22 protein-coding genes, 3 tRNA genes and 1 pseudogene are annotated in these 25,720 nt (G+C 70.8%); 16 read left to right on the forward strand and 10 right to left on the reverse strand.

Annotated features, from left to right (window positions below; translation table 11 throughout):
• Positions 1-53: 53 nt before the first annotated feature.
• Both ACIP6N_RS12280 and ACIP6N_RS12285 read right to left on the reverse strand, forming a co-directional pair.
• A tRNA-OTHER gene (locus ACIP6N_RS12280) sits at positions 54-142 on the reverse strand.
• Between the two features lie 29 nt (positions 143-171).
• Positions 172-260 (reverse strand): annotated as a pseudogene (locus ACIP6N_RS12285).
• Positions 261-436: 176 nt separating this feature from the next.
• Here ACIP6N_RS12285 and ACIP6N_RS12290 point away from each other — a divergent pair.
• From ACIP6N_RS12290 to ACIP6N_RS12335, 10 genes are all read left to right on the forward strand, one after another.
• Entirely contained in the window at positions 437-1,429 is a 993-nt protein-coding gene (locus tag ACIP6N_RS12290) for a DUF2156 domain-containing protein (protein WP_401814980.1), read from the forward strand.
• A 116-nt stretch (positions 1,430-1,545) separates the two neighbouring features.
• Positions 1,546-1,794 carry a hypothetical protein gene (locus ACIP6N_RS12295; RefSeq protein ID WP_401814982.1) on the forward strand — a complete coding sequence of 83 codons (249 nt, stop codon included), beginning with the start codon at positions 1,546-1,548 and terminating at the stop codon, positions 1,792-1,794.
• Positions 1,795-2,055: 261 nt separating this feature from the next.
• A complete protein-coding gene (locus ACIP6N_RS12300; RefSeq protein WP_401814984.1) occupies positions 2,056-3,237 on the forward strand; it encodes a fatty acid desaturase family protein in 1,182 nt (393 codons plus the stop codon).
• Positions 3,238-3,387: 150 nt separating this feature from the next.
• Positions 3,388-4,788 carry an MFS transporter gene (locus ACIP6N_RS12305; protein ID WP_401814985.1) on the forward strand — a complete coding sequence of 467 codons (1,401 nt, stop codon included), beginning with the start codon at positions 3,388-3,390 and terminating at the stop codon, positions 4,786-4,788.
• A gap of 169 nt (positions 4,789-4,957) precedes the next feature.
• A complete protein-coding gene (locus tag ACIP6N_RS12310) occupies positions 4,958-5,164 on the forward strand; it encodes a hypothetical protein (protein ID WP_401814986.1) in 207 nt (68 codons plus the stop codon).
• Positions 5,165-5,433: 269 nt separating this feature from the next.
• A complete protein-coding gene (locus ACIP6N_RS12315; protein WP_401815243.1) occupies positions 5,434-6,075 on the forward strand; it encodes a histone deacetylase in 642 nt (213 codons plus the stop codon).
• Between the two features lie 114 nt (positions 6,076-6,189).
• Complete coding sequence (locus ACIP6N_RS12320; protein WP_401814987.1) at positions 6,190-7,359, forward strand: hypothetical protein; 1,170 nt, start codon at positions 6,190-6,192, stop codon at positions 7,357-7,359.
• A 542-nt stretch (positions 7,360-7,901) separates the two neighbouring features.
• Positions 7,902-8,213 carry a hypothetical protein gene (locus ACIP6N_RS12325; RefSeq protein ID WP_401814988.1) on the forward strand — a complete coding sequence of 104 codons (312 nt, stop codon included), beginning with the start codon at positions 7,902-7,904 and terminating at the stop codon, positions 8,211-8,213.
• A gap of 405 nt (positions 8,214-8,618) precedes the next feature.
• Positions 8,619-9,224, forward strand: a complete 606-nt coding sequence (locus ACIP6N_RS12330) for a SigE family RNA polymerase sigma factor (RefSeq protein WP_401814989.1) — start codon at positions 8,619-8,621, stop codon at positions 9,222-9,224.
• 224 nt (positions 9,225-9,448) lie between these two features.
• A complete protein-coding gene (locus ACIP6N_RS12335) occupies positions 9,449-11,101 on the forward strand; it encodes a long-chain fatty acid--CoA ligase (RefSeq protein WP_401815245.1) in 1,653 nt (550 codons plus the stop codon).
• A gap of 72 nt (positions 11,102-11,173) precedes the next feature.
• On the opposite strand, the gene ACIP6N_RS12340 is transcribed toward ACIP6N_RS12335, so the two are convergent.
• Complete coding sequence (locus ACIP6N_RS12340) at positions 11,174-15,436, reverse strand: PAS domain-containing protein (RefSeq protein WP_401814990.1); 4,263 nt, start codon at positions 15,434-15,436, stop codon at positions 11,174-11,176.
• Between the two features lie 254 nt (positions 15,437-15,690).
• Positions 15,691-16,281: an SSI family serine proteinase inhibitor gene (locus tag ACIP6N_RS12345; protein ID WP_401814991.1), complete on the reverse strand. Its 591-nt coding sequence runs from the start codon at positions 16,279-16,281 to the stop codon at positions 15,691-15,693.
• 272 nt (positions 16,282-16,553) lie between these two features.
• Here ACIP6N_RS12345 and ACIP6N_RS12350 point away from each other — a divergent pair.
• Together ACIP6N_RS12350 and ACIP6N_RS12355 are read left to right on the forward strand one after the other, a co-directional pair.
• Positions 16,554-16,644 (forward strand) — tRNA-Ser (locus ACIP6N_RS12350).
• A gap of 172 nt (positions 16,645-16,816) precedes the next feature.
• Positions 16,817-16,889 (forward strand) — tRNA-Arg (locus tag ACIP6N_RS12355).
• A 143-nt stretch (positions 16,890-17,032) separates the two neighbouring features.
• On the opposite strand, the gene ACIP6N_RS12360 is transcribed toward ACIP6N_RS12355, so the two are convergent.
• Positions 17,033-17,566 carry an NUDIX hydrolase gene (locus ACIP6N_RS12360; protein ID WP_401814992.1) on the reverse strand — a complete coding sequence of 178 codons (534 nt, stop codon included), beginning with the start codon at positions 17,564-17,566 and terminating at the stop codon, positions 17,033-17,035.
• A gap of 48 nt (positions 17,567-17,614) precedes the next feature.
• Here ACIP6N_RS12360 and cutA point away from each other — a divergent pair, with 48 nt between their 5' ends.
• A complete protein-coding gene (gene cutA, locus ACIP6N_RS12365; protein ID WP_401814993.1) occupies positions 17,615-17,938 on the forward strand; it encodes a divalent-cation tolerance protein CutA in 324 nt (107 codons plus the stop codon).
• 4 nt (positions 17,939-17,942) lie between these two features.
• Here the strand turns inward: cutA and ACIP6N_RS12370 are convergent, their stop codons facing one another.
• The 3 genes from ACIP6N_RS12370 to ACIP6N_RS12380 form a co-directional block, all read right to left on the reverse strand.
• Entirely contained in the window at positions 17,943-18,653 is a 711-nt protein-coding gene (locus ACIP6N_RS12370; protein WP_401814995.1) for an XRE family transcriptional regulator, read from the reverse strand.
• Between the two features lie 66 nt (positions 18,654-18,719).
• Positions 18,720-19,265 (reverse strand): hypothetical protein, encoded by a 546-nt coding sequence (locus ACIP6N_RS12375; RefSeq protein ID WP_401814997.1) that lies wholly within the window; start codon positions 19,263-19,265, stop codon positions 18,720-18,722.
• 659 nt (positions 19,266-19,924) lie between these two features.
• Positions 19,925-20,896, reverse strand: a complete 972-nt coding sequence (locus ACIP6N_RS12380; RefSeq protein WP_401814998.1) for an aldo/keto reductase — start codon at positions 20,894-20,896, stop codon at positions 19,925-19,927.
• Positions 20,897-21,028: 132 nt separating this feature from the next.
• Here ACIP6N_RS12380 and ACIP6N_RS12385 point away from each other — a divergent pair, with 132 nt between their 5' ends.
• From ACIP6N_RS12385 to ACIP6N_RS12395, 3 genes are all read left to right on the forward strand, one after another.
• Positions 21,029-21,940, forward strand: a complete 912-nt coding sequence (locus ACIP6N_RS12385) for a DUF2797 domain-containing protein (RefSeq protein ID WP_401815000.1) — start codon at positions 21,029-21,031, stop codon at positions 21,938-21,940.
• A gap of 192 nt (positions 21,941-22,132) precedes the next feature.
• On the forward strand, positions 22,133-22,888 hold the full coding sequence (locus ACIP6N_RS12390; protein ID WP_401815001.1) for a response regulator transcription factor: 756 nt from the start codon (positions 22,133-22,135) through the stop codon (positions 22,886-22,888).
• 293 nt (positions 22,889-23,181) lie between these two features.
• Positions 23,182-24,048, forward strand: coding sequence for a TetR/AcrR family transcriptional regulator (locus ACIP6N_RS12395; protein WP_401815003.1), 867 nt, complete (start codon positions 23,182-23,184; stop codon positions 24,046-24,048).
• A gap of 57 nt (positions 24,049-24,105) precedes the next feature.
• On the opposite strand, the gene ACIP6N_RS12400 is transcribed toward ACIP6N_RS12395, so the two are convergent.
• Together ACIP6N_RS12400 and ACIP6N_RS12405 are read right to left on the reverse strand one after the other, a co-directional pair.
• The gene (locus ACIP6N_RS12400) at positions 24,106-24,576 is read right to left on the reverse strand and encodes a PPOX class F420-dependent oxidoreductase (RefSeq protein ID WP_401815005.1); all 471 of its coding nucleotides are present in this window, start codon (positions 24,574-24,576) and stop codon (positions 24,106-24,108) included.
• A gap of 286 nt (positions 24,577-24,862) precedes the next feature.
• Positions 24,863-25,690: a YceI family protein gene (locus ACIP6N_RS12405; RefSeq protein WP_401815007.1), complete on the reverse strand. Its 828-nt coding sequence runs from the start codon at positions 25,688-25,690 to the stop codon at positions 24,863-24,865.
• Between the last annotated feature and the right edge of the window lie 30 nt (positions 25,691-25,720).

The raw sequence follows: 25,720 nt of genomic DNA on the forward strand, positions 1-25,720 counted from the left end.
ATGAGCCGCTCCGGGCACCTCTCCTTTTTCCGGCCTGGTTTCCCGGGCCGTTGCGGAGAGGGCAGGATTCGAACCTGCGTGGGCTGTTAGGCCCGATCTGGCTTGCGCCTGGTCCCCGATGAGCCGCTCCGGGCACCTCTCCTTTTTCCGGCCTGGTTTCCCGGGCCGTTGCGGAGAGGGCAGGATTCGAACCTGCGTGGGCTGTTAGGCCCGACTTGGCTTGCGCCTGGTCCCCGATAAGCCGCTCCGGGCACCTCTCCAACTTGCCGGCCCGGTTTCCCGTGCCGTCTTCATGTCCATAACTGTGCCAGCCCCTGCTGACACCACACTGACGCATATCTGACGCCTCCCCGGAAGGCAAATCCAGGCTTCCCATGACGGGGTGGTCGGTGCTCTACTCGCAGTGGCATACACACTTCAAGAAAGGGTCGCTTTCATGTCCCTCATTGCCACGGAAAACGCGGTTCTCGCGGCCATCCGCAAGCATACGGAAGCCGAGAATCCCAGCTCATTCCTCACCCTCAATAGCGGAAACAGCACGTTCAGCGTGCCCGAGGCCGACGGCGTGATCGTCTATCGGCGCACCGGCCGGCACGTGGTGCAGTTCGGCGGTCCGTTCGCGGCCACGGAGGACTACGACTTGCTGGCCGGACGCTTCCTGGAGCACGTCAGGGAGCAGAACCTGAGCCTGGTCGGCGTGCAACTCCAGCGCCACGACGCCGAGCGGTACCGGCGGTACGGCTTCACCGTGAACCAGGTGGGCGCTTCGTGGGCCAGGCGTCTCGAGGACTTCACCCTGCGCGGCACGCGGTTCATGCAGCTGCGGAACAAGATCTCGCGGGCTCACCGCAACGGTCTGGAGATCCGCGAGGTGGCGGCGGAGGACTGGGAGGCCGAGCTCAAGGTGATCGACGGCGCCTGGCTGTCCTCCAAGGGCGGTGCCAGCCAACTGGAGTTCCTGGTGGGCCAGATGGGCGGCGAGGTCCAGCCCCTGCGGCGGCTTTTCGTCGGCACCATCGAGGGCGCTCCTGTCGCGTACATCTCGTACTCTCCGGTCTACGGGAGCCGCGCCGGCTGGATGCACGACCTCAGCCGCCGTATCCCCGAAGGGTCACCGGGCCTCATGGAGGCCATCAACGCGCACGCCATCGAGGTCTTCCGCGGCGAGGGCGTCGCATGGCTCCACTTCGGCTTCACGCCGTTCACCGGGCTGGACGCCGACTTCGAGATCGAGGGGCACAGCCCCGCGTTCCAGTGGCTGATGAGCGCACTGTGGGCCGAGGGCGCGGCGCTGTACCCGGCCCAGACACAGCTTTCGTACAAGCAGAAGTGGGCTCCCGATCTGGTGATCCCGGAGTACGTCGCCTTCGACGGGCAGGCCTCGCTGGCCTCCTTCGCGCACATATTCCGCGCCTGCAAGGCCTTCTAGACCGGACGACCGGACCCCGGCCGGACCGAGGCGCCACCCGTTGCCGTCCGGACGACCGCATCACCGGACCACCGCATCACCGCACCACCGACCACCCATCCCAGGAGGAGACGGCAGTGAGCACAGCCGAGACGGACATCCCCGACACCACGGCACCGACAACGGCACCGACGACGGAATCGACACCGCCCGCCGCCGCGCCCGAAGCGGCCCCGGCGACCGCACTCGAAGAACTCCAACACGCCATGCTCGGCGGGCTCATGGGCATCATCGGCGCTCCGGACGACCCGGCGGTCGCACAGGCCGGCGACGAGGTCGTGCTGCGGCTGGACGCCCTGCTGGCGAGTCAGACGCCCCCGGCCTGAGCGGTCTCCCGCGCGCATCCCTCGCCGATCAGCCCGGTGTCAGCGCTTCATCAGCTCGACGCGGAACGCTGAGACGTACGTTCGCTCGGCGTCCGATCAAGAGGTGCGGGTCCCGTCCTCCCGAGACCGGTGTCCGTTCCGGCGCTCGGCGCTGGGCATGCCCGGCTCGTAGGGCGCTTGCCCTTCCGTGTCACCGCAGGCCGGGGCCGGGCGTGGCCCGCGTCCTCTTTACCGGCGCCAATGTTTCTTAGGAGAGCATCCATGCAGCGTCCGCAAGAAGAACGGACATCTGGAGCAGCGCCCGCGGCCCCGGTCGAAGCGGAGCAGCCCGCCGCCCCGCAGCACGTCGGAACGGACGATGTCGCCGCCCCGCAGCACGTCGGAACGGACGATGTCGCCGCCCCGCAGCGCGTCGGCGCGTCCGCCACGTTCGCCGAACTGCTGAAGCGCGTCAAGGCGGAGGGCCTTCTCGACCTCAACCCGCGTTACTACCTGGGCCGGTTGGCCCTGAATACTGCCCTGCTGGTGGCGGGCCTGGTGGCCTTCTTCCTCGTGGGCGACTCGTGGTGGCAGATCCCCGTGGCGGTGTGGATGGGGCTGTGCGGTGTGCAGTCGGCCTACATGTGGCACGACGCGGGTCACAAGGCCATGTTCCGGAACAAGCGGGCTGCCTCCGCCGTCGGCTACTTCCACGCCAACTTCGTCAACGGAGTCAGTTTCGGCTGGTGGGTCAACCACCACAACCGTCACCACAGCAACCCCAACCACCTCGACATGGACCCGGACATCGGCCGGCGCACCGCCATCTTCGACATCAAGCAGTACCGCACCCGGACCACCGTTCAGCGCTTCATCGTGCGCTACCAGAGCGTGCTGTTCTTCGTGCTGCTCGTCCTCGAATCGTTCAAGATGCACAAGACCGCGGTGCTCGCCATCTCCCGGGGAGACACCAAGCGTCCGGTCCTGGAGTCCACGCTGCTGCTGCTGCGCGTGGCGATATACCTCACCTGCGTCTTCACCGTGCTCAGCCCGCTGCTCGCGGTCGCGTTCGTGCTCGTTCAAATGGCTTCCCTGGGTGTCTACTTCGGGCTGATCTTCGCGCCGAACCACAAGGGCATGGAGGTGCGTGACGGCGAGGAGGAAAGCCTCGACTGGCTGGAACGCCAGGTCCTGACCTCGCGCAACATCCGCCCGTCGCTGGTGACGGACTTTCTGTACGGCGGCCTCAACTACCAGGTGGAACACCACCTGTTCCCGGCGATGCCGCAGAAGAACCTGGCCCGTGCCCGCGTGCTCACCCGTGCCTACTGCGCCGAACGGGGCGTGCCGTACCACGAGGTGGGGTTCTGGACCTCGTACCGCGAGGTCGCCTCGTACCTCCACAAGGTCAGCGCTCCCGTGCGCAGCGGAGAGGTCGACGGTCTGCTGGAGCAGGCCGCCTGACCGCGCACGAACCGTCGCGCCCCTCTCTCACCTCGCCACCTCCCTCTCTCACCTCCCCACCTCGATCCTCCGTTTTTCTCCCTGGCCCCGGGCCGCGCGCCCGGGGCGCAGGCGGTTCCGGGTGCCTCCTCCTCAGCCTCAGGAGTTCCCATGACCGAGACCGTCACCAGCGCGGGCGCGGCCACCACTGCCGTCTCCACGCCCGCGTCGATCGGTGCGCGCCTGGACCGTATGCGGATCGGCCCGGTACACCGCAGGATCACCGCAGTGATCGGTGTCGGGCTGTTCTTCGACACCTTCGAGAACAACCTGTCCGGCACCATCGGAAAAGTGCTCCAGGGCGACTTCGCCCTCGACGCGACGACGCTGAAGTTCGTGCTGGCGTCCACGTTCATCGGCCAGTTCCTCGGATCCCTGGTCATGGGCAAGGTGGCCGACCGATACGGCCGCCGGCGGGCCTTTCTGCTCAACCTCGCGATCTACTCCGGCTTTTCACTGCTGGGCGCCTTCTCGCCGAACGTCTACTGGCTGATCGCGACCCGCTTCCTGGCCGGCATCGGCATCGGCGCCGAACAAGCGCTCTCCGACTGCTACTTGGCCGATGTGCTGCCCGCCTCCAAGCGCGGCCGGTTCATCGCCTGGGCCTATACCGTCGCCTTCTGCGGGGTGCCGGCCGTCGGGTTCGCCGCGCTCTGGCTCGCACCGGCGTCGTTCCTCGGTGTGTCCGGCTGGCGGTGGCTGTTCGTCATCGGTTCGCTCGGCTCGGCCGTGGTATGGGTCCTGCGCCGGCGGCTGATCGAGTCGCCGCGCTGGCTGGCCACGCGGGGACGGACGGCCGAGGCCGAGGTCCTCGTCACCTGGATGGAAGCCGGGACGCCCGGCGGCGGCGCCCGGCCGGAGCCCGTGGAGCCGGTGGCCGCCGTCGCGCCGGCACTGCGCCTGCGGGACGTCTTCCGGCCCGAACTCCGCCGCCGCACCTCGATGTTGTGGATCCTGTGCGTGCTGTCGGTGGTGGGGTACTACGGCTTCGGCACGCTCGCGCCGCAGGTCCTCGCGGCCAAGGGGTATGACATCGTCGCCGGCCTCGGCTTCACCGCCCTGTCCTTCCTCGGCTACCCGGTCGGCTCCGCGCTGGCGCTCCCCGTGATCGACCGGATGGAGCGCAGGACCCTCCTCGTCCTGTCGGCCGCGGCGATGGCCCTCGCGGGCCTCGGCTTCGGACTGACCACCTCGCCCGCGCTCATCGTCACCTTCGGCTTCGCGTACACGCTGTGCAGCAACATCTTCTCCAGCGTGTCGCACGTCTATCTGTCCGAGCAGTATCCGACGTCGATCCGGGCAGCCGCCTCGGGCGCCGCGTACTCGCTGTCCAAACTCTCCGCCGGAGCCATCCCGTTCGTGCTGCTGCCGGTTCTCGACGCGGGGGGATCGGGCGCGCTGTTCTGGGCGATCGCGGGCGCGATGGCGGTACTGATCGTCTCGGTCCTGTCACTCGGCGACCGGACCACCGGCGTCTCGGTCGACCGTCAACTGGTCTTCAGGAAGGGCTGATTGACCTGGGTGGTCGCCCATTGGTCCGTCGTTTGGACTACTTCCGCAAGTGTCTCGGCGTTTCTCTGGTTGAACCCCTAGTGCCGCGCGAGACACGGGGGTCCGGTGGCGGATGTTCGGTATTTTTTGATTTCGAAAAGACCTGTTGGTTTTCTTCGAAAGGATGACCATGCGCAAGCGCCTGCTCGCCACCGTCGCGCTCGGGGCTTCTCTGTCGCTCGCTCCGCTGATGGCCGGTTCCGCCTCCGCGGCCGAGAACCACGGGACCGTCTCCGCCCATGCCGCATCCGACGCGGGCACCCTGGACGAACTCTGCGGCGAGGGATACCACGTCAAGTGGGACTACCTCCACGGCTTGCTCTGTATCGCCGACTAGTTGTCATGTTGTCCGTTGCTCCGACCCGGTCGGAGCAACGGACTCGCGGCCACGCGTACGCCCCTCCGGGGAAAGACGCGGACCGTAAGGGAAGATCACGTGGTGCGGGCCTCCGGCGGAGGCCCGCACCACCTGTGTGTGGGTGTCCAACTGGACTGTACGTAGGGGTTGGTGAGGCCGTGAGCGGGCTGCGTGTGGTCGAGGGCGGGCCGTGGCCGCGCGGGAGCGCTTCGCCGGCGCGGGTCTGGTACACCTCGTACGGGTCCAACATGGACACCGCCCGGCTGGCGCAGTACATCCTCGGTGGCCGGCCGACCGGGGCCCTGCGGGGGTATCCGGGGTGCCGGGACCGGCGGTTGCCGGAAGCTTCCGTGCCGCTGGAGCTGGACGGCGTCGTGTACTTCGCGACCGAATCGGCCGTCTGGACGGGCGGCCGGGCGTTCTACGATCCCGACGCGCGCGGGCCGGTGTCCCCACGAGGCGCCGAAAGAGACGGCGGCGGGAACGCGACGCAGGGCCGGGTGCTCGCGCGGGCACATCTCGTCACCGTCGGGCAGTTCTCGGACATCGCCGCGCAGGAGATGTACCGCGACCCCGGCGCCGACCTCGACCTGACCGAGGTCCTGAGCCGTGGCAGGGCCGTGCTCGGGGAGGGGCGGTACGAGACGCTGCTGTGCCTGGGGGCGCTGGACGGAGTTCCGGTGGTCACCTTCACGGCGCCGTGGGGCGTGGGCGACGTCGAGTGGCGTCCGCCGGCCGCCCCGTACCTCGCTCACCTGTCCACCGGCCTGCTGGAAGCGGACGTCTGGGCCGTCCCCGCCGTCGCGGCCTACCTGGCCGCCTGTCCCGGCGCCGCCGGGCACTGGACTCCGGAGCGGATCGCCCGACTGATCAGTCCGGAGCGCTTGTAGTCGATTCCGTCATCGTTTCTGCACATCCTCTTCCACAACCCCGGGTGTACGGCAGGTGTCTAGTACATGTCTCGTGCATTTATCTGACCGTCTGTTTCACCGGGGAGTCTCACCATGCGTTTCCGCCCGTCAACCGCGCTCGTGGCCGCCGCAGCCGCCGTACCGTTCGTCCTCGCCCTGGCTCCGGCCGCCGGAGCCGAGGAGGGCGGGCGGCCTGATCTGGTGGTGTCGCAGCTGTCCGGGGACGGGTTCGAGCCGGGGCAGGTGCGTGCGCAGTCCGTGACGATCACCAACAACGGGACCGCGCCCGCCGAGAACGTCGCCTTCCGCGTGCGCCTCACGCGCGGGCTGGCCTACGCGGAACACGCCGCGGGGTGTTCGTACGCGACCGTCGGCGACCAACTCGGCGAGGCTCTCTGCACGTTGGACACCGCGATCGAGCCCGGCAAGAGCGTCACCGTGCCCGTACGCGTCAAGGTGCTCGGGAAGGCGCTGATGGAGGTGGTGCAGTACGGCACCAGCCCGACCGGCGCGGTGCCGGGCGAGGGGTACGACGAGAGCTACCGGCAGCTGACGCTGATGGCCGACAACACCGCCGACCTCGCCGCCGTCGGCGACACGGTCGAGGGCGAGCCGGGCGACACGGTGAACGTCACCGCCGCGCTGCGCAACAACGGGCCCGGCTGGGTGCAGAACAACGAGAGCGACGACCAGCCCGCGCTCATGGTGCGCATACCCAAGGGCACGACGGCTGTCCAAGTCCCCCGGGAATGCCTGCCGTTCGGCATCGACGGGCCGACCGGACCCTCGGAGCCCGGCAAGCCGGTGTATGTCTGTGTGCCGTCCGATCAGACGCTGGACGTCGGCTCCGTGCATTCCTACGCCTTCGCGCTGAAGATCCAGAAGGGTGCGCACGACACGTCGGGCGAGGTGAAGGCCACCTCCGTCTACGACATCAAGCCCGACTTCGACCACACGCCCGCCAACGACAAGGCGCGGCTGACCGTGGACGTGCCGGGTGGGGACGCGTCGGAGGACGGCGGATCCACGACACCGTCCGGGAGCGGCACGTCCGGGAGCGGCACGGGCACGGGTACGGGCACGGGCACGGGGGCCGGCACCGGCACGGGCGTGCAGGCGCAGTCGGCCGCCGCGCCTGTCCTCGCCGAGACCGGGGTGGGCGCGGGCGGCTCGCCGCTCCTCGCCGCCGCGGCGGTCTCGCTCGCCGCGCTCGGCGGTTTCCTGGTCCGCGGCCGTCGGCGTACGGGGGCTCGGGCTTCCTGATTCCGCGTCCCGCCGGGGTCCCGTGCCGTGTCCCGCCGGTTCCTGTGCCGTGTCGTACGACGGCTCCTGTGCCCCCTCGCGGGCCGTGTCCCGGCCGGGCGGCACGGCGCGCGGCGCGCGGCGGGTGTAAAGGGCGCGTAAGCGCGTGTGAACAGGGCGCGGGGTGCCACTCGCCGGGCCGGGAGCGGTTGGACACGGGTGAGGGACGGGCGGGAAGCGGGGCCCTGAGTGGGCGCGCGCGTTCGGAAACGGGCGTGATCGGCTGGCTGATAAACGGTTGGCCGGAAACCTGACGAAACGGTTCTTCTCTTGGGGGAACGGGCTCTATCGGCGTGAAAGGTCCGAGCTGACTCTTTGGGGGCGCAAAGAGGGTTTATCGACATGTCCTCACGCTTGCGAGGGAATCGGGCTCTGCGGGGTGGTTCCTGGCGGATTCGGTGGGCAATCCTTGGAGCGCGACGTCGAGAAGAACCCCCAAGGCGGTCGGCCAACCGCTTTGGAAACAGCCGAACTTCGTAGTTTCCGTTCCTGGAGGAAAAGACATGGCAAGCATCCGTACCGCCCGCGTCATCGCCGCCGTCGCCGCCCTGCCCATCGCCGCCGCGATCTTCGCCGGGGTGGCCCAGGCAGACAACGGAGCCGTCGCGGACGACGGATCGAACGCCGCTGTTGCCACGCTCACGGGCAGCGGCGTCGGGCACGACAACCGGGGCAACTCGACCACCACGCAGCAGGTGGCGACCGGCGCCGGCGCGTCCAACCAGAACAACACCGCCAACGTGATCGGCTCGGGCTTCACGGCGATCGACCAGGACAACAACAACATCGCGCTGACGTTCACCAATCTCTGGTGACACGTGACCCGACGGGGGGCGTGAGCTGAGGGGTGAACGACAGCCTGCGCGGCGGCACTTCGGTGCCGTCGCGCAGGCCGCTGTGGTTGCGCGGCACGTTCGGGACGTACGGACGGCTTCGGCTGCGACCGTGCTTCGGCCGTATGGGCGGCTCCGTCCCCAGGGGCGGCCGCCTCGTGCCGTGCCACGGCCCCGGACGCTCCCGACCTGCGAAGAGGGACCGCCGGCGACACTCACGTACCACCGCCGCATCAGGGGCTGACCCTGAGTGTCCCTGCGCGCTTTGGTCACCCCGTCTCCACCTTCAGGAGGTGGGGAAGGCATCACCCCTACACCCTGGGGCTGACATCGCTTCGGGACCTGCGGCCGATCCCCGGTGGCAGGGCTCACTTCTAGCGTGGAGGTATGACCACGCCTGGCCGCACGAGCGCCACCAGAGCCGCCATGACGGCCTCGCACACCCCGCACGTTCCGCATGCGGCGCACACACCGAGTGCGCCGCATGCCGCGCGTCCGCCGTACGCGTCGTTCTCGTGCTACGTCCGGGCTCGGGGGCCCGTGCTGCTGCGCACCGCGCGCTCGCTCACCGCCAATCCGAGCGACGCGGAGGACCTGCTCCAGACGGCCCTGACCAAGACATACGTCGCCTGGGACCGGATCGAGGACCACCGCGCCCTCGACGGCTACGTGCGCCGCGCCCTCGTCAACACCCGCACCTCGCAGTGGCGCAAGCGCAAGGTCGACGAGTTCGTCTGCGAGGAACTGCCCGAGCCGCCGGGCGTACCGGAGCCCGATCCGGCCGAGCGGCAGGTGCTGCACGACGCGATGTGGCGCGCGGTGATGAGGCTGCCCGACCGCCAGCGGGCGATGGTGGTCCTGCGCTACTACGAGGATCTCAGCGAGGTCCAGACCGCCGAAGTACTCGGCGTCTCGATCGGGACGGTCAAGAGCGCGGTGTCGCGAGCACTCGGCAAACTCCGCGAGGACCCGGAGCTGTCGCCGGTCCGCTGATTGCCTGGCGGTGCCGGTGGTCCCGGCGGCAACTGCGGACGGCAGTCCGGATGGCGGTCGCGTTCACGGTCCCGGCTCGGGGCGCGTCCACGGTTCCTGCGCCGGTCCGGCCGGGGGCGTGTCACTGGTTTCTCTTCCCGGCTAGTGACATACCGCGCGGTACGTGCGCAGAATCCTCGCAAGGACTGATCGCGACGATGCGCCGAGCCCACCGGGAGGACGCCGTGCTGAGCACCATGCAGGACGTACCGCTGATTGTGACCCGCATCCTGCGGCACGGGATGACCATCCACGGAAAGGCGCGGGTCACGACCTGGACCGGGGAGGGCGAGCCGGAGCGCCGCACCTTCGCCGAGGTCGGTGCGCGGGCGACGCGGCTCGCGGGCGCGCTGCGTGACGGGCTCGGAGTCACCGCCGACGAGCGTATTGCGACCTTGATGTGGAACAACTCGAACCACCTTGAGGCGTATCTCGCGATCCCCTCCATGGGCGCGGTCCTCCACACCCTCAACCTCCGCCTCCCCGCAGAGCAGTTGATCTGGATCGTCCAGCACGCCGCCGACCGCGTGGTCATCGTGAACGGCTCGCTGCTGCCGCTGCTCGCGCCGCTCCTGCCGCACCTGCCGACCGTCGAGCACATCATCGTCTGCGGCCCCGGCGACCGCGCCGTCCTGGACGGTTCCGGGACGCGGGCCCAGGTTCACGAGTACGAGGAGCTGATCGCCTCCGGCCCGGCCGACTTCGACTGGCCCGAGCTGGACGAGCGGGCCGCCGCGGCCATGTGTTACACCTCGGGCACCACCGGCGATCCCAAGGGCGTTGTCTACTCCCACCGTTCCGTCTATCTGCACTCGATGCAGGCCAACTCGACGGAGTCGATGGGCCTCACGGACCGCGACACGACACTCATCGTGGTCCCGCAATTTCATGTAAACGCGTGGGGTTTGCCGCACGCCGCCTTCATGGCCGGTGTGAACATGCTGATGCCGGACCGATTCCTCCAGCCCGCCCCGCTCGCCGACATGATCGAGCGCGAGAAGCCCACGCACGCCGCGGCCGTCCCCACCATCTGGCAGGGGCTGCTCGCCGAAGTCACGTCCCGACCGCGCGACCTGACCTCCATGGCGCGCGTCACGATCGGCGGTTCGGCCTGCCCGCCCGCGCTGATGGAGGCGTACGACAAGCTCGGCGTACGGCTCGTCCAGGCCTGGGGCATGACGGAGACCTCGCCGCTGGGCACGGTCGCCATCCCGCCCGCCGGTGTGAGCGGTGAGGACGAGTGGCCGTACCGCGTCACCCAGGGCCGCTTCCCGGCGAGCGTCGAAGGGCGCCTGGTGGGACCCGGTGGCGACATCCTGCCCTGGGACAACGCGTCGGCCGGCGAACTGGAGGTGCGCGGCCCGTGGATCGCGGGCGCGTACTACGGCGGGGCGGCGGGCGAACCGCTGCGTCCCGACGACAAGTTCAGCCGGGACGGCTGGCTGAAGACCGGTGATGTCGGCGTCATCAGCCCGGACGGTTTCCTCACGCTCACCGACCGCGCCAAGGACGTCATCAAGTCGGGCGGCGAGTGGATCTCCAGCGTCGAGCTGGAGAACGCGCTGATGGCACACCCGGAAGTCGCGGAGGCGGCGGTCGTGGCCGTACCGGACGAGCGGTGGGGCGAACGGCCGCTCGCGACCGTCGTCCTCACGGAGGGCGCGACCGCGGACTACGCGGCGCTGCGGCAGTTCCTGGCGGAGCGGGTGGCCAGGTGGCAACTGCCCGAACGGTGGGCGGTGGTGGAGGCGGTGCCGAAGACGAGCGTGGGGAAGTTCGACAAGAAGGTGATCCGCAAGCAGTACGCGAACGGCGAACTGGACGTCACCCGGCTCTGAAACGCCGGCCGGCCCTCCGCTCTCCGCTGCCCGTGCGGCAACGCGTAGATGCGGAGGGCCGGTTGGACCCGGTCAGTTGGTGCCGACCTTCGCGAGCAGTTCGACGATCCGGGCCTGTACGTCGTCGCTCGTGGAGCGTTCGGCGAGGAAGAGCACCGTCTCGCCCGAGCTGAGCAGCGGCAGTTCGGCCTCGTCGATCCCGACCGAGGTGTAGACGACCAGCGGCGTGCGGTTCAACTGCCCGTTCGCGCGCAGCCAGTCGATGATCCCCGCGCGCCTGCGCCGTACCTGCATGAGGTCCATGACGACCAGGTTCGGCCGCATCTGGGAGGCGAGCGTCACCGCTTCGTTGTCGGTGGCCGCGCGGGCGACCTGCATGCCGCGCCGTTCGAGCGTCGCCGTCAGGGCGAGCGCGATCTCCTCGTGCTCCTCGATCAGCAGGACGCGCGACGGGTGTTGCTCGCTGTCGCGCGGGGCCAGCGCCTTGAGGAGCACGGCCGGGTCCGCGCCGTACGCCGCTTCCCGCGTCGCCTGTCCGAGACCGGCCGTCACCAGTACGGGGACCTCGGCGGCGACCGCCGCCTGGCGCAGCGACTGGAGCGCGGTACGGGTGATGGGCCCGGTCAGCGGGTCGACGAACAGGGCCGCGGGGAACGCGGCGATCTGGGCGTCCACCTCCTCGCGGGAGTGCACCACCACCGGCCGGTAGCCGCGGTCGCTCAACGCCTGCGAGGTGGAGACGTCGGGCGCGGGCCAGACCAGCAGCCGGCGCGGGTTGTCGAGGGGCTCGGGAGGCAGTTCGTCGTCGACGGGCCGCGGCTGGGGGCGGTTGGCGACCTCGACCGCGCCGCCGGGGCCGTCCAGCGGCTGGGGGCCCTCCGCGCCCTCGTCGGGCGCGCCGATCGCGTACGAGCGGCCCTCGGAGTGGCCGGCGGTCAGCCGAGAGCCGCCGTGGGACCCGGGGCCGGACTGCCCGGGCCGGTGCGGCTGTCCGGGCTGGGGAATGCCGCCCGGCTCGGCGTGATCGTCGTCGGGGGGCGTGCCGAGCTTGCGGCGACGGCCCGAACCGAGATTGCCGGCCTGTCCCTGGCCCTGTCCCTGGCTCAAGGGGAGCGGCGCCGGACCCGGGTGGTTCTGGGGCTGCGGCTGAGTCTGCGGCTGGACGAAGGGGACGCCCTGGCCGAGCGTGCGCACGCTGAACGCCCGTCCCAGTGTGGAGTCCGCGCTGTGCGGCGCTTCCTCGGGCAGGGGCTGCGCGGGCGGCAGCGGCTGATGGGCCACGCCGGGAGCCGGCAGCGGGGAGCCGGCCGGGACGCTGCCGGTGTCGCCGGCCGCCGGGCCCGGGGCCGGGGAGGGGCTCTGGGGTTCGGCGGGCCTGGGGTCCTCCGGCCAGCTCGGCGGTGGCGTCATGACGCCGAAGCCGGACGACGTCATGCCCCGGCCGTCGGAGACCGGGCCCGGGACGCTCTGGCCGGGCGCTGCCCAGCCGGTCGCGTCGGCGGGCATGGCGCCGGGAACGCCTGAGGCGCCCGGGACACCTGAGGCGCCGGTGTCGTGTCCGGGGCTGTACGGGGCGTCCGGGCCGCCTCGGCGCCGGCCCGCCGGGTTCGACACCGGGTGGGGCTGCGGCGGCGTGTGGTCGTCGTCAGGGGGCGTACGTACGGCGTCGTGGCGGCCGGGCAGCGTGCCGTGCTGCGGCATCGGCGCGGCGGCCGGCGGTGCCTGTGGGGCAGGAGCGGCCTGCGGGGCGGTGCGGTCGGCGGCGGCCGGGGGGAGTGCGAACGCGCTCCGGGCGCCCTCCGGCGCGGGCGGCGGCGGAGTGTGGCGCTCCTGCGCCGGAGCGAGCGCCCGGCGTGTACGGCGTGCCGCAGGCGCGGTGGCCTGATTCTGCCCGGGGCCGAGGCCTTGACCGAGGCCTTGACCGGGCACCGGGCCCTGGTGAGCGGCGGGCGGCGCGACGGGTCCCGACGGAAGCGCGGGCAGGGCGTTCTGACCGCTGTGCCGCGTCGGCCTGCGTCCGGGGCCGGCCGCATGCGCGTTCGCGCCCGCACCCGGGTCCGCGGGCACACCCTGCGGCGGTACGACCCCGCCGCGCGCCCCGCGTGCGGCCGGATGCGCTCCCTCGGGGCCCGGCGCGCCGGGCCTCTCGCCGGGCCTCTCGTCCGACCTGCCCGACGGCAGCGCGAGCGCGGACCCGGGAAGCGGCCCGGGCGGCGCCGCCTGAGGAGCCGCGACGCCCGTACCCGAAGCGGCGGCGGCCTCTTCGGCGGGGTTCGGCCGTCCGCGGCGGCGGCCCGTGCCGCCGGTGGAGTCCTGCCCGGCGCCCGACTCAGGACCTCCGGGGCCTCCGGGACCTGAAGGCCCCGCCGTCTCGTCGCCGGCCGCGCGAGCGGCCCTCCGGCGGCCCGTGGGCTCCCCGGCAGGCTCCTCGCCGGGGCCCTCCAGGAACGCGTCCGTGGACGCCCGCCGCGCGCGCCGCCGGCCACCGCCGGACGTCGCGGCACCCGCGCCGGTCGCATCCGTACCGGCACCCGGACTCGTCGCGGGCCCCGCGCCCGCGGTCGCTCCCGCGCCCGTCGCGTCCGACCCCTGCTGCTGCGCCGGGAGCGCCGGCTGTGCGGGCAGCGCCCGCTGCGCGGGGGGCGCGACCGTGCCCGCGCCCTCGCCGAGCGGCAGTTCGAGCACGTACGCGCTGCCGCTCATGCCCGGCACCTCGTGCGTCTGGAGTACCCCGCCGTGCGCCCGTACGATCCCGCGCACGATCGGCTCGTGCACCGGATCCCCGCCCGCGAACGGCCCGCGCACCTCGATCCGTACGACGTCGCCGCGCTGCGCGGCGGCCACCACGATCGTCGAGTCGACGTACCCGCCGCCCGGCACCAGCCGCGCCCGGCCCGTCGAGTCGACCCCGGCCACGTCGGCGACCAGATGCGCGAGCGCCGTCGCCAGCCGTTCCGCGTCGACCTGGGCCTCGATGGGCGGTGCGTGCACCGCGAACTGCGCACGGCCGGGACCGATCAGCTCGATCGCGCCCTCGACACCGGCCGCCACGACCCCGTCGAGCAGCACGTTCGCCTTCGTCAGCGTCTCCTCGCCGGCGTCGAGCTGCTGGTAGCCGAGGACGTTGTCCACCAGCGTCGTCATCCGGGCGTACCCGGCCGCGAGGTGGTGCAGGATCTGGTTGGCCTCGGGCCACAGCTGCCCGGCGGGGTCGGCGGCGAGCGCGGCCAGCTCGCCGCGCAGCTCCAGCAGCGGGCCGCGCAGCGACTCGCTGAGCACGGCGGTCAGCTGGGTGTGCCGGGCCTCGACGTACCCGTACCGCTCCGTCAGCTCCTCGATCTCGGCGGCGTAGCGGTCACTGCGGTCGGCCAGCTCGGCGACGTGCTGCTCGGTCGCCTCCGTCAGCTCGCCGGTGAGCCGTTCCGTCGTCTCCGCCAGCTCGGTGGTGAGGCGCTTGGTCTCCTTCGCGAGCTTCGACTCCAGGCGCTCCGTCGTCTCCTTCAGCTCGGCGGCGTGCTGTTCGAGGAGTTCCTCGTGCGCGCGCCGGTCGGTGAAGGTCATGACGGCGCCGACGAGCTGTTCGCCGTCGCGCACCGGCGCGGTCGTCAGGTCGACGGGCACCGCGGAACCGTTCTTCGCCCACAGCACCTGCCCGCGCACCCGGTGCTTGCGCCCGGACCTGAGCGTGTCGGCGAGCGGGGAGTCCGCGTACGGGAAGGGCTCGCCGTCCGCGCGCGAGTGCAGGATCAGCGTGTGGAGTTCGCGGCCGCCGAGATCGGTGGCGCGGAACCCGAGGATCTGCGCCGCCGCCGGGTTGACGAGGACGACGCGGCCGTCGGTGTCCGTGCCGACCACGCCCTCGGACGCGGCCCGCAGGATCATCTCCGTCTGCCGCTGCGAACGGGCCAGTTCGGCCTCGGTGTCCATGGTCCCCGACAGATCGCGGACCACCAGCATCAGCAGCTCGTCGCCGGTGTAGCTGTGGATGTCGTTGTACGCGTCCCGGCCGTCCTCCAGGCTCGCGCTGGTGACCTCGGCGGGGAACTCACTGCCGTCCGTGCGCCGCGCCATCATCCGCGTCGGCTTCGTCCTGCCGCGCTCGTCCGCCGCTTCGGGGCGGCGCATCGAGCCGGGGATCAGCTTGGAGTCGAACTCCGGGAGCAGATCGAGCAGACCGCGCCCGACGAGAGCGGTACCGGGCGCCTCGAACAGTTCGAGGGCAATGGTGTTGGCGTTGACGATCGTGCCGTTGGCGTTGACGAGCACCAGACCGTCGGGCAGTGCGTCGAGTATCGCCGCGAGGCGAGCAGCGCCTCGGGATGGCCTGCTGCTCACGACGACGCTTCCTCCCTGAACCACTGCACCTTGCGGACGGCCGCACCCATCTTGCCTGCCGGTCCTCGGCCTGTCATTGCAGGGAGTCTAAAGGCAGCGGAGGGGGGTCCTGCTGCCGATGAGGGGCAGCTCTCACCAAGATTGTGTGCGCAGGCCGTACGGGACGGCCTTGCCGGCGGCATGTCTCCCCCTCATAACTCGGTTCGTCACGCGTTCTCGGCGCTTCTCACTCAGCCGCACGTGCCACGTGTCACTCAGGACGTGAGGGTGGGAAGGACCGGTTCCAGATTCCGCCAACGGGAGATCTCACAACCGTTCTTACGGCTGAAGTCGGCACTCACGCCACGCCCCTGCCAGACGCCGGTGATCCGGGCGGTGGCGGGACCGCCGTACTGGAGCGTGCACATCGTCTCGACGGGCACCGGCGCGAAGGGGTCGCGCGCGCCCGCGCTCTTCCCGGCGCCCACGCCGAATTCCCCGGCGAGCTGCGCCAGCCGGTCGCAGGCGGCCTGCGCCCGCGGATGCGACCCGCCGACGGGCGCGCACGTCAGCTTGTACGTCTGCGTGGCCCCGGAGGCGTCCGCGTCGAGCACCGTGATGGTCAGCTTGTCCGCCTGCTGGCTCAGCGGCATGGGCGGAGGCAGCGGGACGGACAGCGGCAGGGCCGCGGGTACGTGCGCCGGTACGGACACGAGGGCCGACGGTACGGATGCGGACAGGGCCGCCGGTACGGCCACCGGTGCAGCAGCCGGTACGGGCGCGGCCGAGGCGCCCGGCGCGACGGGTACGACCGCGACCAGCGCGGCGGCGGAGGCGACAGCGGTGAAGACGAGACGGCGCAACATGGCAGCTCCTGATGGCTCACGGATCCGGGTACGGCCCCCGCCCTCACTAACGCGCGTCAGGCCCCCGCGTTGCGCACGGTCCCGGTGTTCCTCGCCGCCCCGGTGTCGGGCCGCTGCCCTGGCGTTGCGCGCCCCCCGGCGTTGCGCGCCGAAGATGCTTTGCCCCGCACCCCACCTGCCTAGTACCGTAAGCAGCGATTGGTGGCACCCCACCTGGTTGTGTCATCATCTCCACGCACCATCCGCGCCTGCGCGGATGTGGCGAATGTGTTGGAGGCGTCGCCTAGTCCGGTCTATGGCGCCGCACTGCTAATGCGGTTTGGGTCTTAACACCCATCGAGGGTTCAAATCCCTCCGCCTCCGCGCGCAAGACCCGAAGCCCCGGCCCCCAGGCCGGGGCTTCGGCCGTTCCACCCCCGTTTTCGGGCGTCTTCGCAGGTCAGCGGGGGTCTGGCCAACGGATTTCACCTCACGGCGAAGGTCATGTAATGTTGTTCTCGCAACGCCGACCGGGAAGAAAACACCGGGGAGCCAAGCACTCGTAGCTTAACGGATAGAGCATCTGACTACGGATCAGAAGGTTGCAGGTTCGAATCCTGCCGAGTGCACAGCAGGCGAGAGGCCCGATCGAGACAATCGATCGGGCCTCTCGCGTATGTCCTGAGTTCTACGAGCAGTTGGGCCAACGCGGGCAGAGCCCGCAGGCGCAGTGCCGGTCTTCGAGGCGAAGCCCCCGGCCCCCTCCCGCCGGTCAGCGGAACGCTTCGTCCATGAGCAGGTACAGCAGGCCGACCAGAGAACCACTGCTCACGATCTCGCGGCGGTCGATCATGGCTCGTACCTTCGCGAGGGGGATCCACTCGATGCGGTCGGACTCGTTCTTCTCCGTGGGCGGTCCGGCGTAGGTCGCGCCGTCCGCGCGGAAGACGTGGTGCTGCGAATCGGTGATCCCGTTGGCCGGCTCGGCGTAGATCAGGGGCTTGATGGGGCCGGGACGCCAGCCCGTCTCCTCCAGGACCTCGCGGGCGGCCGTCTCTTCCGGGGTCTCGCCTTCCTCGACCAGACCCATGGGCAATTCCCAGGCCCACGAGTCCGTGATGAAGCGGTGCCGCCACATCATCAAGACCTCTTGGCGACGGTTGACCACGGTGGCCACGGCCAGGTGCCGGAGCCGAACGACGTGGTACGCCAATCTCTGTCCGTCCGGCTGCTGGACGTCGGCCAGACACAGATTCACCCACTCGTTGGTGTAGATCTGTCGCTCACCATGGGTCTTCCAGCGCATATGTGGGGCCCTTCTTGTTCGGTCCTCGGCGCGGATAGGCTCGTGCGCATGACTGACCTCGTGCAGGTGTCCACCGCTACTGAGACCCGCGATCAGGCGGTCCGGCTCGCTCAGTCCGTCGTTCGTGAACGCCTGGCCGCCGGAGCGCAGATCATCGGCCCGGTGACCTCCGTGTTCTGGCACCTGGGGGAGTTCGGGACGGGCGAGGAGTGGCAGCTTCTCCTGAAGACCCGGGCCGACCGGTACCCGGCTCTCGAAGCGCATCTGCTCGAACACCACCCCTGGGACAGTCCCGAGGTGTCCGCCGTCGCCATCGTGGCGGGTTCGGAGAGGTGTCTGCGCTGGGTGGCGGAGAGCACCGAGCCCGCATAGGCCGTCAGCCTGCTGCCTTCTCCAGCAGAGTCGCAACGGCGGAAACGCCTCGATGCCCGTCGAGGCGCTTCAGGAACGGCGTGAGTCGGCGCCGGGGACGTACGGACGCCACTCCGTCGCACAGGTCCAGCGCGCGGTCGGCCACCGCAGCCGCTTGCTCGATCTCCCCGGCGCACAGATATGAGTCGGCCAGCCACGAGAGGTACAGCGCCTTGTCCCGCGCATGACTGTCGTCGTACTGCTCCAGCGCGTTCTCCAACTGGGGAACGGCTCGGAGCGGCCGATTCAACTCCGTCCAGCAGCGGCCTGACATGATCTTGAGTTCGGTGTGGTCGACCCACGCCACCCAATCCGGCTGAGGTGACCCTCCCACGTCATTGAGGGCGGCATTCGCGTCGTGGAGCGCGCGCTCTGTCTCCGAGAGAAGCCCAGCCACGGCACACGCCCACGCCTTCCGTTCGTGAAGCAGCGCGCGGACGCCGGCCGGGGTGTCCAGCCCGATCGTCTCGCAGGAGCGGGCCGCGATCTCGACTCCGGCGTGCCGGTCGCCGCTCACGGTCTGATACGCGAGGAACGCGAGCGCGTTGCCGGCGAGAGCGGTGTCCCCCGCTTCGGCGGCGGCGGCGTAACTGTCCTGGTAGAGCGCGGTGGCGTCAGCTTCCCGGCCACCGTCGAACGCGGCCCAACCGGCTTGCTGCGCTTGCTCGGCCAGCACGGACAGCAGGCCCCGCTCTGTCTCTTCGTCGTAGCCCGACTCCCGGATCCTCGCCTTCGTGGCCTGTTATTCACCGAGGTACACCCGGTAGGTGTCTCCGCCGCCGAGCACGTCGTCCAGGCGTCGCAGCCGCGCCGTGCGCTGCCGCAGTAGGTCGGGGACGTGTTTTCCCAATCGCCTGCCGGTGACGGGCTGGATCAGCTCCGGCAGGCTCGTGGCCAGTCCCGCAACTGAGCTTGCTCGAAGGAATTGCCTGCGCCGCACGTCGTTCCTCTCCCTCTCTCTGGTGCTGTTGCGTGAGGGTGCCGATGGGGACGCGTTCACCTCCCATGGGCGGGCGGCAAGACCGAGCATGTGCCCAGGGATGCGCAGCGCGTCGGCAATGCACACGATCTTGTCGAAGCTCGTCACGCTGCCTTGCCCGCGTGCGAGCGTCCCGACCCTTTCGGGCTGGATATCGCACTCGCAAGCGATCTTCGAGTAACTGATTCCGGCGTGGACGCGCGCGAGCCTGAACACGGTTCCGAAGTCGTGAGCCAGGATCGCCGCCCGGATCTCCGGATGCTCGAACAGCTCGGGAGGTAGAGCGGCCGGCGGTTGGTACCCGGTCATTGATGCCCCGTCGTGCCTGCTCAGCCGAGTGTGGGTCACTGCGCTTCGAGGAGCCTACCCAGCATGGGGATGCCCGTGATGGGGAAGCGGAGAGGTTCACGCGCCCGGACAGTGAGTCCATCAGACCTCCGTGACCGAACGAACGGTCCGGGGGCGTGGCCGACGAGAGATCAAGAGGACGGCGACATGCCGAACGGCACTGGCGGACCGCACCCCGTGTACTTGGGAGACCCGATCGCGCCGCAGCCCAGACCCGCCGAGGGGTGTGACGTGTGCGCCGCCCTGGCGAAGCAGTGGCGGCAGGCCTCGACCCCCGGCAACCCCGCCCACGACCCGTCGCACGCCGCTGATCTCGCCATAGAGATCTCCCGTCACCCGCACGCGCGAACAGCCCGAAGTGGTCGGATGTGATGAGGCGTTACGCGTGGCAGGAGAGTGGCGTCGCGCCACTGGTCGTCGGTCAGGTGGCCGTCCCTGGCCAGTCCGTTGGCCAGGGCGAAGACGCCGGGGAAGTGGCCGCGGGGGCTGCGGGCCGTGTCCTGGAAGCGGATGGGGACCGACGCGTTCGTCTGCGTGACGCCATCGGCCCCGTCCGCAGCCCCTTGCGGCGGCGGGTCCTTGTCCGTCCCGTGTGTCGTCCGCCGCCGGAGGTCCGTACGTCAGCGGTTGACCGGGGACATGTCCGCGTAGCGGTCGCCGGTGGGCGGGGTGAGGGAGCTGAGGCGGGTCAGCTGGGCCGGGGTCAGGGTCAGCGCGTCTGCCGCGATGTTCTCCTCGACGCGCGAGACGCGCTTCGTGCCGGGGATCGGGGCCACGTCGTCGCCCTGCGCCAGCAGCCAGGCCAGCGCCACCTGCGCCGGCGTCGCGCCGGCCTCCGTCGCGACCTCCGTGACCTCGTCGACGATGCGCAGGTTCCGCTGGAGGTTGTCGCCGCTGAAGCGGGGGCTGGTCTTGCGGAAGTCGTCGTCCGCGAGGTGGTCGGTCGAGCGGATGCCGCCGGTGAGGAAGCCCCGGCCGAGCGGGGAGTACGGGACGAAGCCGATGCCCAGCTCGCGCACCAGGGGCAGGAGCTCCGCCTCGGGGTCGCGGGACCACAGCGAGTACTCCGTCTGGAGCGCCGTGACCGGGTGGACGGAGTGGGCCCGGCGGATCGTGTCCGGGGCGGCTTCCGAGAGGCCGATGTGGCGGATCTTGCCTTCCCTGACGAGTTCGGCGAGGGCGCCCACCGTCTCCTCGATGGGCGTCGCCGGGTCGACCCGGTGCTGGTAGAAGAGGTCGATGTAATCCGTGCCGAGCCGTTTGAGTGAGCCTTCGACGGCGCGGCGGACATTCTCGGGGCTGCTGTCGATGCCGGGCCGTGAGCCGCGGGGGTGCGAGATGACGCCGAACTTCGTCGCCAGGACGACCTGGTCGCGCCGGCCCGCGAGCGCGCGGCCCAGCAGCTCCTCGTTGACATAGGGGCCGTACATCTCGGCTGTGTCCAGGAAGGTCACTCCGAGGTCCAGGGCCCGGTGGATCGTACGGATGGACTCGGCGTCGTCCGTGCCCGCGCCCGTGTAGAAGGCGGACATGGTCATGCAGCCGAGCCCGATACGGGAGACGTCGAGGTCGGCGAGTTTGACGTGCTTCATCGGATTCCGTCCCTGTGGAAATAGGTGTGTCCCCCACCGCGAACGCTAACGCCGTCTCCGCCGCCGCGCCCGCCCTCGTAAGCCTGTCCGACCCCGGGTTGTCGCGACCCGTCCACCTACGATCGGTGCACGATGACGAACGCGTGGAGATGTGCCGGACTGCGCTGGACGGACCGCGCGCCCGTGCTCGTGTGGCTGCGGGACGGCGGGGGCCGCAGGGAGAGCGCGCTCGTCTACGGGAGTGACGTGGCGTTCCGCGCTCTCGGCGCGCGCCAGTGCGCCGGGGCGCGCGGCAACGCCTGCCCCCGGCGGGCCACCGTGCCGGGGCGCGGTACCGGCGGGCAGTGCGCGGAGTGCGCCCGGCTCGACCGGCTGCACTCGGTCGCCGCCGACACGATCGCGGACGATCCGCGCACCTACCGCGTCTACCTGGCGTGGTTCGGCCCCGGCCTGGTCAAGGTCGGGATCACCGCGGAGGAACGCGGGGACGCGCGGCTGCTCGGCCAGGGCGCCGTGGTGTTCAGCTGGCTGGGACGCGGGCCGCTGATGGCCGCACGGCGGACCGAGGAACTGCTGCGTACGGCGCTCGGGGTGCCCGACCGGATTCCGTACGCCCGCAAGCGCGCCGTACGGTCCGCACTGCCCGCGCGCGAGGAACGGGCGGACGAGGTCGGCCGGATGCACGCGCGTGCGGTGGCGCTCTCGGACTGGCCGCAGTCGCTGGAACGGCTGGACTTCAGCCCCGTCGACCACGCGGAGCCCTTCGGCCTCGACGGTCTGGCGCCGCTCATGGGGGTGGTGACCGAGCTGGTCGACGGCGGGGCTTTCGCCGGGCGGCTGGTCGCGGCGGCCGGGCCTGACCTGCATCTGGCCACCGTCGGCAGCGGGGCGAGCGGGACGGGCGGTGGAGAGGACGGCGCCGTGATCGTTCTCGACACCCGGCTGATGAGCGGCTGGGAACTGGTCCGGGCGGAAGCGGACGCCGGCGTGACCCTGCCGGTCAGGGACACGCACAGCGGTGGCGTACAGGACGGGCTCTTCTGAGAGCGGGCGGACGGCCGTGAACGATGGGGACACGAGCGGCACCGACACCTCCGTGAGGTGCGCGGTTCACTGACCGGCGGCCGGACGGCCAGGGGGGATGTGGACCGCCTGTTCCCGTCCGGTCCGCGTTTCTCAGGGGATTCACAGGGACGCGAAAGGCGGCTCTCAGGACGCGGCTTGAGGGTGGCCACCATGACCATCACCTCGCCCCGCGGGCGCACCGACATGCTCAGGCCGGACGGCAGCCCCGTACGGGTGCTCGTCGTGGATGACGAAGCGTCCCTCACCGAGCTGCTGGCCATGACCCTGCGGTACGAGGGCTGGGAGGTGTGCAGCGCGGGCGACGGCGCGGGCGCCATGACCTCGGCGCGGGAGTTCAGGCCCGACGCGGTGGTGCTGGACGTGAGGCTTCCCGACACGGACGGTCTCGCCGTGCTGGGCAGACTACGGCGCGAACTGCCGCAGGTGCCCGTGCTCCTCCTGACCGCGAAGGACTCGGTCGAGGACAGGATCGCCGGACTGACGGCGGGCGGCGACGACTACGTCACCAAGCCGTTCAGCCTGGAGGAGGTCGTGGCGCGGCTGCGCGGGCTGATCCGGCGTTCGGGCGCCACAGCCGTACGCAGCGAGTCGCTGCTCGTCGTCGGCGACCTGTCCCTGGACGAGGACAGCCACGATGTCGTCCGCGACGGGCGCTCCATCCACCTGACCGCGACCGAGTTCGAACTCCTGCGTTTCCTGATGCGCAACCCGCGCCGGGTGCTGAGCAAGGCGCAGATTCTCGACCGGGTGTGGTCGTACGACTTCGGCGGCCGGGCCAACGTCGTCGAGCTGTACATCTCCTACCTGCGGCGGAAGATCGACGCGGGACGGCCGCCGATGATCCATACACGGCGGGGCGCGGGATATCTGATCAAGCCCGGAGAACCCGGCGCCGCGCCACGATGAGCGCGCGGGAAGCGCCGGCGGCCTCCTCACCGGCCGGCTCCTCCTACCGGCCGGCTCCTCCTACCGCCGGCTCCTCCTCACCGGTCGGCTGACGGGCGGACAGCCACCGCGCCCCGGTTGTGCCGTGCACAGCGGGCACTATCAGCATCAGGGGCGGCATAACATTCGGAACCTGCGCGCAACGCTGGATTCCGGTCGGCGGCGGCTGAACGGCCAACGCCGGGGCAGTCGTCGGAGCCGTACCACCGGTGGAGTCCGGCCCGCCCGGCCGGTAGGAACGAGGAGGCCCACCCATGGCGTCGGAAGCAGCTCGTGCCAAGCGTCCACCCCGGACCAGCGTATGGCTGGAGGGGAAGCCTCCGGGCCGCAGCCGCAAGCCGGATCCGACCGGCCGGCCCGACGCCACGGGCGACATCTCCGGTGCCTCTGGTGACTCCGGTGTGTCTGGCGCCTCCGGCGAATCCTGCGACGCGGACCACCCCTCCGGCCTCGACCGGCTCAGGATCACCGCGGTCTCCGTACGGCTGCTCGACGCCGAGGGCCTGGCGAAGTTCTCCATGCGGCGGCTGGCCGGGGAGCTGGGGGTGACCGCCATGTCCCTCTACTGGTACGTCGACACCAAGGACGACCTCCTGGAGATGGCCCTCGACTCCGTCTTCGGCGAGATCCGGGTCCCGGACCTGACGGACGAGAACGCCGACTGGCGCGACCAGCTGCGTGAACTCGCCGTCAGCTACCGGACCGTGCTGGTGCGGCACGCCTGGATCTCGCCGCTCATCGGCCAGTACCTGAACATCGGCCCCCGTTCGATGCACTTCTCCTCCGCGGTCCAGGCGGTCATGCGGCGTACGGGCCTGGCGCCGAGCCATCAGAAGGGCGCGTTCTCCGCCGTCTTCCAGTTCGTCTACGGCTTCGGCACGATCGAGGGCCACTACGTGCAGCGGTGCGCGGAGGCAGAGGTCAGCCAGGACGAGTACTACCGGCACGCGATGGGGTCGATCAGCGAAAAGCCGGAATTCCAGGGGTCGTTCCACCAGGAGACGGGCGAGTCCGCCGAGGCGGGCGGCGGCGATACGGTCGAGGAGATGCGCGAACGGGACTTCACTTTCGCGCTCGAACTCCTCATCGCCGGCATCGAGGCGATGCGCGCCCGCGAATAGCTCCGCGGGCGCGCCGCCGCCAAGTGCCTTACCGGTCCGGCGGGTTGCTCCGGCGGCTTACTCCGGCGGTGCCAGCCTCGCCGGGAAGCCGCCGGTCGCGATCGGGCTCCAACGCTCCGGCGTGATCCGGATGATGGACTTCCCCTGCTTCACCATCGCCGCGCGGTACTCGTCCCAGTCGGGGTGCTCGCCGGAGATGTTCCTGAAGTACTCCACCAGCGGTTCGACCGACTCCGGGATGTCGAGCACCTCGGCCGTCCCGTCGATCTGCACCCACGCCCCGCTCCAGTCGTCCGACAGGACGATCACGCTCACCCGGTCGTCGCGCTTCGCGTTGCGGGTCTTGGCGCGCTCCGGGTACGTGGAGACGACGATGCGGCCCGCGTCGTCCACCCCGCAGGTGAGCGGGGAGCCCTGTGGGCGGCCGTCGGCGCGGGTGGTCAGCAGGATCGCGCGGTGCCTGGGCCGTACGAACTCCAGCAGTTGGTCCAGTTCCACAGCGGTATTCGTTGCGATGTTCGGTGCCATGGTCCGCAGCCTACGACCTGCCCGGCCGCCCGGCGGTGCTCCATGCCGCGCGATATGCCGGGCAGATGCCTGGCCATCCGCCGTGCCGTCTGCCGCGCCGGTGCCGTTCGATATGACGGCCCGTCCCGCCCGGCCCGTCCCGCCCGGCCCGTCCCGCCCGGCCCGTCCCGCCCGGCCCGTCCCGCCCGTCCCGCCCGGCCCGTCCCGCCCGGCCCGTCCCGCCCGGCCCGTCTCCCAGCCGGTCTGCCTCGCGACAATCCGACGCGGGGCCACACCACAGCGAGCGCTACGCGCCCGGCACCGTCTCGCCCTGCACGGCCTGGATGTCCAGCTCCACCCGCAGCGTCGTGCCGATCGCCGCGATGCCTGCCTCGACCACCTGGTTGAAGTTCATGTCGAAGTCCTCGCGGCGCAGCTCCGTCGTCGCGCGGAAGGCCGCCCGTACGCCGCCCCACGGGTCGGGTCCCGTGCCCAGGTAGCTGAGGTCGAGGTCGACCTCGCGCTCCACGCCGTGCAGCGTCAACCGGCCGTGTACGGTCCAGCGGTCGGCGCCCGCGGGGTCCAGGCCCGTACTGCGGTACGTGATCTCCGGGAAGCGCTCGATGTCGAGGAAGTCCGGCGACTTCAGGTGCTTGTCGCGCAGCGCGTTGCCGGTGTCGATGCTCGACGCGTCGATGACCGCGTCGACCCGCGAGAAGCCTTCGCCACCCTCGGTCTCGACGATCTCGATCCGCCCGCTGAACTCGTTGAACCGGCCGCGCACGCTGGAGATCCCCAGATGCTGCGCCACCGCGCTCACCGACGAGTGCGCGGGGTCCAGGCTCCAGACACCCGGCGGGGGCAGTTCGACCCCGCCCTGTCTGGCCAGCACGATCGTGCCGATCTCGGCGCGGCCGCTCGCGGTCACCAGGGCGGTGGCGGCGGCGGGCGCGTATCCGATGGCGGTCACGATCACGGTGTACGGGCCCGGCGCGAGCAGCACGCTGTCCGTCACCACACCGTCGCCGTCGGCCGCCGCCCGTACCACCTGGGCGCCGGTCATGTCGGTCATGGTCACGACCGCGTGCTGAACGGCCCAGCCGTCCCGCGTCCGTACCTGTGCGCGAAGTCCCATCCCGTATATCTCCTCGTTCTTGTCACACGT

Origin of the sequence: Streptomyces sp. NPDC088725 (genome assembly GCF_044751305.1) — a bacterium.
Lineage (GTDB): Bacteria > Actinomycetota > Actinomycetes > Streptomycetales > Streptomycetaceae > Streptomyces.